11 protein-coding genes are annotated in these 11,882 nt (G+C 52.9%); 5 read left to right on the top strand and 6 right to left on the bottom strand.

Features of this window, described 5'->3' with window-relative positions:
- Positions 1–575: 575 nt before the first annotated feature.
- Positions 576–704, bottom strand: coding sequence for a hypothetical protein (locus QN370_RS03870; RefSeq protein ID WP_323581671.1), 129 nt, complete (start codon positions 702–704; stop codon positions 576–578).
- A gap of 76 nt (positions 705–780) precedes the next feature.
- Between QN370_RS03870 and QN370_RS03865 the strand changes: the two genes are divergently transcribed.
- The 3 genes from QN370_RS03865 to fabI all read left to right on the top strand — a co-directional run bounded on the left by QN370_RS03865 (position 781) and on the right by fabI (position 5,125).
- The gene (locus QN370_RS03865; protein WP_323581670.1) at positions 781–3,297 is read left to right on the top strand and encodes a carboxylesterase family protein; all 2,517 of its coding nucleotides are present in this window, start codon (positions 781–783) and stop codon (positions 3,295–3,297) included.
- Between the two features lie 535 nt (positions 3,298–3,832).
- Complete coding sequence (locus tag QN370_RS03860; protein ID WP_322125851.1) at positions 3,833–4,270, top strand: universal stress protein; 438 nt, start codon at positions 3,833–3,835, stop codon at positions 4,268–4,270.
- Positions 4,271–4,339: 69 nt separating this feature from the next.
- A complete protein-coding gene (gene fabI, locus QN370_RS03855; protein WP_322125850.1) occupies positions 4,340–5,125 on the top strand; it encodes an enoyl-ACP reductase FabI in 786 nt (261 codons plus the stop codon).
- Between the two features lie 47 nt (positions 5,126–5,172).
- Here the strand turns inward: fabI and QN370_RS03850 are convergent, their stop codons facing one another.
- A complete protein-coding gene (locus QN370_RS03850) occupies positions 5,173–6,354 on the bottom strand; it encodes a nitronate monooxygenase family protein (protein ID WP_322125874.1) in 1,182 nt (393 codons plus the stop codon).
- Positions 6,355–6,685: 331 nt separating this feature from the next.
- On the opposite strand from QN370_RS03850, the gene QN370_RS03845 reads away from it, so the two are divergent.
- Both QN370_RS03845 and QN370_RS03840 read left to right on the top strand, forming a co-directional pair.
- A complete protein-coding gene (locus QN370_RS03845) occupies positions 6,686–8,011 on the top strand; it encodes a hypothetical protein (protein WP_322125849.1) in 1,326 nt (441 codons plus the stop codon).
- Positions 8,012–8,331: 320 nt separating this feature from the next.
- Entirely contained in the window at positions 8,332–8,580 is a 249-nt protein-coding gene (locus QN370_RS03840) for a hypothetical protein (protein WP_322125848.1), read from the top strand.
- 184 nt (positions 8,581–8,764) lie between these two features.
- On the opposite strand, the gene iscX is transcribed toward QN370_RS03840, so the two are convergent.
- The 4 genes from iscX to hscB all read right to left on the bottom strand — a co-directional run bounded on the left by iscX (position 8,765) and on the right by hscB (position 11,821).
- On the bottom strand, positions 8,765–8,959 hold the full coding sequence (iscX, locus tag QN370_RS03835) for a Fe-S cluster assembly protein IscX (protein ID WP_322125847.1): 195 nt from the start codon (positions 8,957–8,959) through the stop codon (positions 8,765–8,767).
- 45 nt (positions 8,960–9,004) lie between these two features.
- Positions 9,005–9,343 carry an ISC system 2Fe-2S type ferredoxin gene (fdx, locus tag QN370_RS03830; protein WP_322125846.1) on the bottom strand — a complete coding sequence of 113 codons (339 nt, stop codon included), beginning with the start codon at positions 9,341–9,343 and terminating at the stop codon, positions 9,005–9,007.
- 30 nt (positions 9,344–9,373) lie between these two features.
- Positions 9,374–11,239, bottom strand: a complete 1,866-nt coding sequence (gene hscA / locus QN370_RS03825) for a Fe-S protein assembly chaperone HscA (protein WP_322125845.1) — start codon at positions 11,237–11,239, stop codon at positions 9,374–9,376.
- 66 nt (positions 11,240–11,305) lie between these two features.
- Positions 11,306–11,821: a Fe-S protein assembly co-chaperone HscB gene (hscB, locus tag QN370_RS03820; protein WP_322125844.1), complete on the bottom strand. Its 516-nt coding sequence runs from the start codon at positions 11,819–11,821 to the stop codon at positions 11,306–11,308.
- Positions 11,822–11,882: the final 61 nt, after the last annotated feature.

Below are 11,882 nucleotides of genomic sequence, written 5' to 3'. Positions count from 1 at the left end.
TCCATGGCAATATAAATTTGAGTCGCCTTGGCCAAGTCAGTGAGTGTATTTTTAGTATGAAACTATCTACTCGCCAATGAAGACATAAATACGCAGGGATTGGGGCACTGTTGTTCTCAACTTTGACGTGCAGCAACGCCAGCATTGGCCCCTTTTTAAATTTGCGCTACGCCAGCGTCGCCTCGGTCCTGAAATAAATCACGTTTGACCGAAATCCGATGGAACCATATGCCCGTTCGACACCACATAGAAGAGTTTCCTTAGAATTATAAGTTGCTCTTCCATAAGTAAATAGTTTGAAGAACTGTCAAGGTATTGCTGAAATACCTCCTGATACCGCGCGAGGCGTTATTAAAATCGATTCACGTTATCTACCTCATGGAGATAAAGATGAAAACCCAATTCGAAAGCGAATCTCAGTTGAAAGTCTCGCGGACTGGACAGTTCGCATCAATACACAAAAGCCTCAAAATTGGATTACTGGTTTTCATCGCTAGCCTGTGTGTATTTTTTGGCATCGCCTATGCGGGTGTTTTTACAAATAAGATTAAGAGTATTGTAGGTACTGTAACAACTTACGTTGTTACCGCGCTCTCGCCCTCGTCCTCGCCCTCATCCTCGCCTTCGTCCTCGCCTTCGTCCTCACCTTCGTCCTCGCCTTCGTCCTCGCCATCGTCCTCGCCTTCGTCCTCGCCTTCCTTCAAGACATCGACCTCAAATACGAACCCGGTTATCGACCTACCCAACGGATACAGAGCGACCGGATCCGATCCAGACTCAATGGGTATTACGCACTTCGTAGCGATCCCGTACGCGTTGCCGCCGATAGGCAACCTACGCTGGCAAGCTCCCGTGGCCTGGAAACAAAACATGGGCTGGTCGTCTGACCCTGGTAATCCGAGCAATGTGTTGTTCGACCCAACAGGCCTCGGGCCGGGAGTAGTTCCCAAATGCATGTCCGCAGAAGGAGCTGTCGAGAAGTCTGGTAACGCACTAATATTACCGTTGTCGGTCCCGAAGGTCGTTCTTGGAGTCGTTTGGCATACGACTGTTTTCAGCGAAAATTGCTTGTATTTAAACGTTTATACCAACTTCCATACGAATACAACGACCAATAAACCAGTTTTTGTCTGGATCCACGGCGGTAGCAACAAGACTGGCACCGCAATGACCGACATATATAATCCGACGCCGAAGACACCGGATTCGGAATATTCACCTCCTTTTATGAAAACAGTCGGCGATGCTGTGGTCGTAACCATCAATTACCGTCTTGGTCCGTTTGGCTTTCTCGCCCATACTGAGCTGACCAATGAGGTAGATGAAAGAACTTCGGGAACATACGGAAATCTGGACCAAATCATGGCGCTCAAATGGGTGCAAGACAACATCGCCCAATTTGGCGGTGATCCCGGTAACGTCACGCTCTTCGGTGAATCTGCAGGTGCCCTGGATACGAGCATACTTAACGCGTCTCCTCTTGCTAGAGGGCTCTTCAAGCAGACGATTCAGCAAAGCGGCTACAGTCTGCCCGTCTTCTGGACGACTAGCCAGTCAGGAGTTTTGTCCCGCCAGAGCTCTGCATACAACACGGCAGTTTTCAAGGATGAACTCGCTATCCCTCCGTTCGATGCCCAGGGCAAGCCAAGATGGCCCACGCTTGATGATCAGCAGAAGATCGGCGCAGCGCTCGTTAAAGTACTCCAGGCTCCATGCCCGACTGGCGTCAAGAGTGGACAAGATAAATATGACGGCCTTTTGATACATAAACCGTGGGGAGCTTGCGGTTACTCAGGGAAAATGGACATTGCTGCATTGCGCGCGCTCTCCCCCGGCATCATCGGTGCCGCCTATTCAAATTCAGGCATATCGGTAGACTCAACACCTGTGGGTTTAGGTATTTCCGTTGTCGCGCCGCCGATAGACGGCAAACTGCTGACTGCACAACCAGTGGACATTCTGAACAATGGGCCAACATCTGTCGACGTGAGGCCCTCCATTATCGGCTCGAACCGCGACGAGTACAGTTTATTGCTGTCATACAACGCGCCAACTTTGAACGACTGTGTCGCAAAAAATGTTGTCGGCAATTGCAGCGAGAATGCCGCTAAGGTCAATATTTTGGCTGCCGACGGAGCAGGCTTCAAGGAAATCTTGAAGGCCATTTTCGGGCCCACGAATGGTGAAACCACATTCCAAAACTTGCCGGAACAGTACAGGCCCATGCACTCGGGAAAGGTCGACTATACGTATGCCAGCGATGTCCGGGACGCCGTAGTGTCGTTGCTTACCGACGCCGTGTTCACATGCCACAGCCGCAGGCTCACTCAGGTCACCGCGAAAGCGTCCGCCAAAAAAGGATCTAGCTACCGCTATCAAATGACCTATCGTCCAGGCGTTTCGGAAGAGCCGACTGGTGCGGGCTTAGCGTTCGCTTATAGTCTCGGATACCCTTTTTCGTTGAAACAGATGGGTACGTTTCATATCTTGGATATTGGCTATGTCTTTGGCATGCCATTTCTGTCACGCTTTTTCGATATGAATAAGGATGACACTCAATTAGCCGTGAAATTTCAAAGCGCGTGGGGAGAATTTGGCAAGACTAAAACTATGCGTTCATTCATGGACGGACCAAATCTGGTCTACTGGACAGCTTACCCGACAGGTGGCCCTTTCGGAAACACCGCCGATCCGGTCTTCAAGTTCGACCGCAACTTTAGTGTTTCAGAAGGTACGTTGAGCTCTGCATCTGGAAACCAGATCGGATCAACGCAAAACTACACGTCGGCATGCGACTGGATCGATTATCCAGTCCCTGTTGAGGCAATGAAATTTGCTTCGCCCCCCCAATTCGTGAAGAATACATCCCGCTTAATTCTTGGTAAAACCTTTACCACTGGTGCAAAAAGTGTCTTTGTTACTGATCTCGGTTATCTGAACGACGGGATGAACAACACGCATCAGGTAAATATTTATCAAGTTAGTGGGGATGGTCTATCTGGCACGCTTGTAACTGGAGCCTCTGCCAGCGTAACCACAACTGGATCAGATCACAGTTCATTTACTTATGTGCCGATTACGAAAGTGCAGTTGGCTGCGAACACGACCTATCAAATCGTTGCCAACAATATCACTAACGGGATCTTCAATGGCGAGCCCAGCAATGGAATTGACGCGATAAGTTTAGGTGATGCAATTATTCTTGGGCGCACCTCTACTGTCCAATTTATCTCCTCACCCAATCTTATCCCCGACTTAAAACCTATAGGACCTAATTTAAAAATTTCTCTGTATTAATATTATTTTCGCTTATTAAATATATTTTCCAGTATTAATGAAACAACTACTGACTAACATCGGTAGTTGTTTTTTTGCTTATGAATTATTTTCTTTCTGCGGCAGAGGCGCGCTAATTGAATTTCTTTTATAAAATCCAGTACAAACAAAGTCATTTATTTTACCGATACCGAATTTTACGAAATCGATTACATCAGCAGATCTTTAATAAAAATTTAGAATAAAGCTGAAACAACCGTATTGAATCACACACACTCCGTAGTGGCGCATCCATGGCAATATAAATCTGAATCTCTTTGCTCAAGTCAGTGAGTACATTTTTAATGTGTGGCTAACTACCTGTCAATTTCATTACCTATCACGAAGGTATAGAAATTGGCAGATACTTTGCCTGTACTATGGTCGATTACCTGAGTAATCGAAAATGCGCTGGATAACCAGGTCATTTTTGACCTGCATCAACGAACTGTCGGGCTGCATTCCCTAGCATCACCTGGTCCTCTTCTACGCCACCATCCCCCCGAAAGGAAACATCATGTTCAAGACCATTCTCGTCCCCACTGATGGCTCTGCCCTGTCTGACAAAGCCATCCGTACTGCCATTGAATTTGCCCAGTTGACGGATGCCCGCCTGGTTGGTCTGTCGGTTGCCGAACCGTTTCCTTATTCACCGATGTCCGAAGGGGCGATCACGATTGATGCGAGCGCCTATCAGGAACAGATGCTGGAACTTGCCAGATCCAATGTCAAGAAAATCGCCGACGCCGCCAGTGCTGCCAACGTGCGCTGCGAAACACATGTGCGTCAATCGTTTAGCCCGTACGAAGAAATCATCGATGTCGCCAACCTGCAAGGGTGCGACGTCGTGATCATGGCGTCGCATGGGCGCAAGGGCTTGAACAAACTCTTTCTCGGTAGTGAGACACAGAAAGTGCTGGCGCATTCAACGCTGCCCGTCCTGGTAATTCGCTAATCTGCCGTCGTCTGTCACCGGCAAATTTCTTGCCAAACCGTTCCTTCCCACAACAGAGCAGGCAATACCATGGCTTCACTTCAAGGGAAAAAAATCCTGATTACGGGACTGTTGTCCCACCGTTCGATTGCTTACGGCATTGCAAAGGCATGTCATCGCGAAGGCGCAGAACTGGCGTTCACTTATGTTGGAGCACGCTTTCGTGACCGCCTTGGTGAATTCGCCAAGGAGTTCGGCAGTAAGCTCATCTTTGATTGCGATGTCACCAGCGACGAAAAGATCAACGCCACGTTCGAGCAACTTTCACAGCACTGGGATCAACTGGACGGGCTGGTGCACGCCATCGCTTTTGCCCCCGGCGAAGCCATCACCGGCGACTTTCTTGAGGGCTTGTCGCGTGAAGCCTTCCAGATCGCCCATGACGTGTCTGCGTACAGTTTTCCGGCAATGGTCAAGGCAGCACTGCCGATGATGCGACCGAATGCGGCGGCGCTGACACTGAGCTATCTGGGTGCCGTGCGCATCGCACCGCACTACAACACAATGGGTCTTGCCAAGGCATCGCTCGAAGCCAGCGTGCGCTATCTGGCCGAGTCGCTCGGGCCGAAAGGCATCCGTGTCAATGCCATCTCTGCCGGTCCGATCAAGACGCTGGCGGCCAGTGGCATCAAGGATTTTGGCAAACTGCTCGCCATGGCTGCACGCGGTGCGCCATTGCGACGCAATGTGACGATCGAGGATGTCGGCAATACGGCAGCATTCCTGCTATCGGATCTGGCGGCCGGTATTACCAGTGAAATCATCTATGTTGATGGCGGGTTTTCGCATGTGATGGCTTACGAATTGACCGACTGAGGAAGTGGCGCATCGGCATCCAGGATGCGTCCCTTTAACAAGGCGAGTCAGGCACCCAAGGCCTGACGGAGTTCAGGGAAGCGACCCGTCATCAGATAATCCATCAGATCACGAACCGAACGGATCTCGCAACCGAACGGCAAGCTTTCCGAACCACGAAAAAACAGTCCGCGTTTGACATCGCCGTTCATGGCAAATGCCAGTTGCGTGTCGATGCAAAATTGACCTGCCTTGCCATTGCCATCGCGTAGGCCGCATTGATGCAGGCAATCAAAGCCGACCGTGCATTGTTTGGGACTGGCTTTTGCCATCAGTCTGGATTCCTTGCCGAGATAATTCTCCAGCCACGGTGTGCGCACTGCCCGAGCCGGCAGACCTGCCACGCTCATGAACGTGACGATGTCGTCGGCACTGGCCTCTGTCAGAACTTTTTTGAAGTTGGCATGGGCGTCGCCCTCCTGCGTTACCGCAAAGGGCGTACCGAGCTGTACGGCACTCGCACCCAGTGCAAGCAAGTCACCAATCTGTTCATGGCTGTGGATACCGCCAGCGACGATCAATGGAATTTTTTCACGCTCGATGCCTAGCTGCTTGAACAATGCCAGTGTTTCTTCGAGCACAGTCGGAAAAGCAAAATGCGGATCATCGACGGCATCGAGACTCATCGCACCCAGGTGCCCACCTGCGAAGCGCGGGCTTTCGATGACGATCGCATCCGGCAAACGATTCTTGCGCATCCATTTTTTGATGACCAGCGCAATTCCGCGTGAGTCTGACAAGATAGGAATAAGGGCGACATCGGGATAACCGGCGGTCAGCTCGGGCAAGTCCAGCGGCAAGCCCGCACCTACGACGACTGCATCGGCACCACTTTCGCATGACTGGCGTACGTGGGCAGCGTAATCGGCCACCGCACGCATTGTATTGACGGCGACCATGCCGGCATTACCGGCGATCGCTCGTGCTGCGGTGATTTCGCGATCCAGCGCGATCAGGTTCACCGCGTTAATCAGTTCCTTGTCGCGCGACTTGCCGCTTTGTGCCATCAAGTCGTCGTGATGCCGACGCAAGTCAACACTGGAAATGGTACCGATCGCACCGAGGCTGGCGACGGTGCCGGCCAGCCGATGGGCTGAAATACCGACTCCCATGCCGCCCTGAACAATGGGTAGCAGGGATTTCCCCTTCAGTATGAAACGGGGAAACGGATGGCGTGATTGCAGCAACATGATGAGTTTCCAATAGCGATAAACGATGCGCCAAAGTAGCAAATCAAAGCCATCATTCCCTTGATGTGGATCAATCGACGCAGGATGCCGGGTAAGTCCCCGACCTTTTGGCAGGATCAGCTTACCCTTGGAGGCGTAGCGTGAGAGGGTCGTTGAAGGCTGATTTTGCATGGAATTATTTTGCCGTCAACGTGGAACCTTCGTCACCCCGAAACACTTATCCATCATCAACTTGCTGCGATAAAAAATAGTATCGGGATAGGACAAAGCCACTCCATCCAATAATCAGCAAGCGTCAATGATTCATTGTTAATCCACTGCGAAACAGACTATGCCATTCCTTACATTTCATCGCCCCTCCTTTGTGAAGAACGTCCCTGAACTCAATGCACTCACTACCAAAGGCGCGCGTGAAGCCGATGCGGCGATCAGCGCAAAGCTGCAGAGCGGCACGGGTAACCCTCGCCCTTCCCTTCTTGCCCAATACAGGGCAAGGGTGTCTGTTTTAAGGGCAATTACAGTTCAGCAAATCTCACCAACATCACTAACAACAATCTTACCGGCTGACATTTTGGAGAGAATCATAGGAGATGCCTTGGGAGGTGTTACATCGATCCAGGATGTGACGCGGTTACGGAGCGTGAACAAAGAACTGAACAAGTGTTGTGATAACACCATGCGAAAACCCGAGCAAGTGGTACTAGCCTTGCGAATGACACGTAACAGCATTACCAATTTGGCGCGATCCTCCCGGTTGAACGATGCAAAATTCCGGGTGCAAGTAAATAAACTGATTGACCGCAATACGCATGTTGGAGCTGATCTGTTTGATATTGCCTCCCCGGATCGGCGTCAAATCCTACTGGATTGCCTTGCCGGTGCCACGCATTTGCGCACAGTCGATCTCGATGCGAGTGAGGTACCAGAAAGCTTTGCCGCAGTATTGGATGCGACCAATGCGATGAGTGCGGGGAATCGGCTATTGACCCGGTTTGATCTGAATGTAAGTGGCAACCACATCGGCGATGCAGGAGCGCAGTCACTGGCAGCAAACGAGACCATTACCAATCTGAAGGTTAATTTCAACGGCATCGGCGCTGCAGGGGCACAGGCACTAGCGGCAAACAACACCATCACAAAATTGGAGCTAGACAACAATCGCATCGGTGCCGCAGGTGCGCAGGCACTGGCGACAAACCGCACCCTCACACAGCTGTCTGTGCACAGTAACTTCATCGGCGATGCAGGGGTGCAGGCACTGGCGACAAACACCACCATCACCCATCTGAATGTCAGTTTCAACAACGTCGGTGATACAGCAGCGCAGGCACTGGCGGCAAACACCACCATCACAGAGCTGCAAGTCTTTTTCAACCGCATCGGCGATGCAGGGGCCCAGGCACTGGCGGCGAATACCACCATCACAGAGCTGCACCTGGGTAACAACCACATCGGCGATGCAGGGGCGCAGGCACTTGCAGCAAACACCACCATCACACAGCTGGACCTGGATAACAACCTCATCGGCGATGCAGGGGCGCAGGCACTCGCGGCAAACAACACCATCACAGAGCTGGATGTTGGCTTCAACAACATCAGTGCTGCAGGGAGGTCGCTACTGGAATCAAGCAACACCATCGCACAGCTGAGGATGTAAAACACGATCCTGACCGCTACCATCGTCGTGTTGTACAACATGGCGCGCATAACACGATGTCATCCTCTGGCATCACATCAATGCACCCGAGACACCACCCTAGCCAAAGAGCATCCTCCATCGACACGCTGACGACAGTAGTTCCAATGCAGTGGCGTCCAGCAGTCCATCGATCACGCACTCCTCTGCGATTTCACCCGGAGTGCCGACTCCTGCTACCCTCATCGTCTTTTTACGCAAGTTGATATCGCATCGATCCTGCTTGCGTTCCCCTAGCCTGCATCGACACACCGCAGCACACCACCACCAGAGGAATTCCCATGAAAAAATTAACCGTCACCATTAAACTAGACATGACCATCCCCGAAGACTGGGAACTGGTCCGGACGTCCACTGGCGGACAGGTCATCAAACTGCCAGACGGCCAGTTCCTGGATATTGCCATCGAACCGATGTTCGCTGCCGATCCCGAAGAAACCTGGACCAGCACCCAGAACGACGATGCACTCAATGATTTCCTGGACCTGATCGAGAGCGAAGAAGTCATCTACGAACTGGTGACGCATTAAGTTATTCGCGATGAATTTTTACTGACCGATGCGATGCAGAAGCGTGGTCCGCGCCTCAGCCCGCTTTGGCCCAGCTCTGAAAAAACAAGGCGTCATCGGACATTCGGGCAGTCTTGACAGATGACTGCAACTGACTCGCTGGTGGCGTCAACAAAGAGCCACCGGCGACAGCGGCGTCACATCACTATCGACTTTCATCGATCCAGGCCATCTGGATCGATTCAAGAATTTTCTCACCCGACCGGTCCGGTTCATCGTCGAATCCATCGAGCGCACAGACCCACTGATGCAGGTCCGTGAACCTCACAGTTAGCGGGTCGATGTCAGGATATTTATCGCACAGCTCTTCAGCAATGCGGATGGTGTCAGTCCATTTCATGGCTTTCTCCTTGACGGTGAATCAATCAGTAAATCAACGAGTGAATCAATGATTTTCACTGACCTGATTGATCGTGTATTTCGGGATTTCGATGACCAGATCGACGTCGCCGACCAGTGCCTGGCACGACAAGCGCGAATTGGCTTCGAGTCCCCACGCCATGTCGAGCAAGTCTTCTTCTTTTTCGCTCGGCTCGTCGAGTGAGCGAAAGCCTTCGCGAATCACGATATGGCAAGTCGTGCAGGCACAGGATTTTTCACAGGCGTGCTCGATGTCGATGTCGCTGTCGAGCAGCACGTCGCACAGCGACTTGCCTTTCGGCGCATCAATGACGGCGCCTTCAGGACACAGGACGGGATGCGGGAGAATGACGATTTGTGCCACGGTAATTACCTCGAAAATAAATAGGATGAATCAGGAAACCTGGTCCAGCGTCTTGCCGGACAGTGCGGCGCGTACGCTGCGGTCCATGCGGCGCGCGGCGAATTCATCGGTGCCTTTGGCGAGCGCATCGACACGGAGTTTGATGACATCAGGATCATCGCCAGCAGCGACCACGCGGACAGCGGCTATCAATTGACGTACCTCGACCAGCTCGTCCTCGGACAACAGGACGGCATCAGCCGTGAGGGCCGATTCGGTCGCCAGCACAATGCGCTCCGCATCGACCTGCTGTTCGCGCAAGGCGCGCAATTTCATGTCGGTCTCAGCCGACTGGAACGAGTCCTGCAGCATTTTGGCGACCTGGTCATCGGCCAGACCATAGGACGGTTTGACGGCAATTGATGCTTCAACACCCGAGCGCAATTCGCGTGCGGAGACCGACAGCAAGCCGTCGGCATCAACCTGATACGTGACGCGGATACGTGCCGCACCCGCAGCCATCGGCGGAATCCCGCGCAGTTCAAAGCGCGCCAGCGAGCGACAGTCAGTGACCAGCTCGCGCTCCCCTTGCACGATATGCACGGCCAGCGCAGTCTGACCATCCTTGAAGGTCGTGAATTCTTGCGCACGGGCGCACGGAATCGTCGAGTTACGCGGAATGACTTTTTCGACCAGTCCGCCCATGGTCTCAATGCCCAGCGATAACGGGATCACATCCAGCAGCAGCCAGTCGTCGCCTGATGCCCGGTTACCGGCCAGCAGGTTGGCCTGAATCGCCGCACCGAGTGCAACGACTTTGTCCGGATCGATATTGGCCAGCGGCGTCGACTGAAAAAAATCACCGACGCTCTTGCGTACCTGCGGCATGCGCGTCGCGCCACCGACCAGCACCACGCCGTCGATGTCATCGACCGTCAGGCTGGCATCACGCAATGCCTTGCGGCTCGGCGTGAGGGTCTTCGCGACAAGATGCTGGGTCAGGCGATTGAATTCGGCAGCGGTCAAGGTCAGGTGGACTTCTTCGCCGGATTGAAGCGCGGCGTCGATGCGCGTCTCGGATTTGGTCGACAACAATTCCTTGGCTTCGCGTGACTTGACCATCAGCAGACTGGTGTCTTCGATCGACAGCGGTGACAGTTTGGCCTGCTCGATAATCCAGCAGAACAAACGGTGATCAAAATCGTCGCCGCCCAGTGACGAATCGCCGCCTGTAGACAGTACTTCAAACACCCCTTTGGTCAGCTTGAGAATTGAAATATCGAAGGTGCCGCCACCAAGGTCATACACGGCAAAAATGCCTTCGGAAGCATTGTCGAGTCCATAGGCAATCGCGGCGGCTGTCGGCTCGTTGAGCAAGCGCAGCACGTTCAATCCGGCCAGCGTTGCAGCATCCTTGGTGGCCTGCCGTTGCGCGTCGTCAAAGTATGCCGGCACCGTGATGACGGCACCGACCAATTCATCCCCGAGAGAATCTTCGGCGCGCTGGCGCAAGGTTGCGAGAATCTCCGCAGACACTTCCACCGGACTCTTGACTCCCGCAACGGTTTTCAACTGGACCATGCCCGGCGAATCGACGAATTCGTAAGGCAAATTTTCGGCATGGACGATGTCCTTCAGACCCCGTCCCATCAATCGCTTGACTGACGACACCGTATTGCGTGGATCCTTGACCTGCATGGCCTGAGCGGCGAAGCCAATGTTGGCGTGACCATTCGGCAAGTAACGGACAATCGACGGCAGCAGCGCGCGTCCCTCTTCGTCGGTCAGCACTTCCGGGATGCTGTTGCGGACGGTTGCCACCAGCGAATTAGTGGTGCCAAGGTCGATGCCGACAGCCAGTCGATGCTGGTGCGGCGCGGTCGACATGCCGGGTTCGGAAATCTGAAGTAATGCCATAAAAGTATTTGGTAGTCCTGTTATTGGTTCAAGCGGGATGGTGCGGTCGGCACACAGAGCACGCCATTATTGATCCAGCACTTCGTAATAGTCCGCGATCTCCGCACGAAATTTATCAAGAAACATCAGTTCGCGTACCGACTGGGCGGCTGCAGCATAGTTACTGTCATCGAGCAGAATGGCAATTTCTTTTACTTGTGCGGTCCAGGCTTGGCGCACTTCAGCATCCAGACGCTCAAGAGCAGCAAGCTCATGCGCAGAGCGCACGTCGTCAAGCGACTCGCGCCATTCCATTTGCTGCATCAGAAACGCTACCGGCATGGCTGTGCTGGATTCAACCTGGAGGTCGATGCCATTGAGCTCGCACAAATAAGCAGCCCGCTTGAGCGGATTGCGCAAGGTCTGGTAGGCCTCGTTGGCGCGGGTAGCCCATTGCATGGCAACCCGCTTTTCGGCATCGGACCCGTTGACGAACCGGTCGGGATGCACCTGCCCCTGAACGTCACGATAGGCCTGATCCAGCGCCCCGGCATCAATGCCGAATTGCTGCGGCAAATGGAATAACTGGTAATGGTTTTGCATGAACACTCAAAACAAAAGCCTGTTTAGCTGCAACAGGCTTATTTAACTCAGGCGTGGGCGA

Source organism: Actimicrobium sp. CCI2.3 (assembly GCF_035019065.1).
In the GTDB taxonomy this organism is placed as follows: Bacteria; Pseudomonadota; Gammaproteobacteria; order Burkholderiales; family Burkholderiaceae_D; genus Actimicrobium.
Note: the sequence above shows the minus strand (reverse complement) of the source record. Positions and strands in the feature narration are given on the sequence as shown.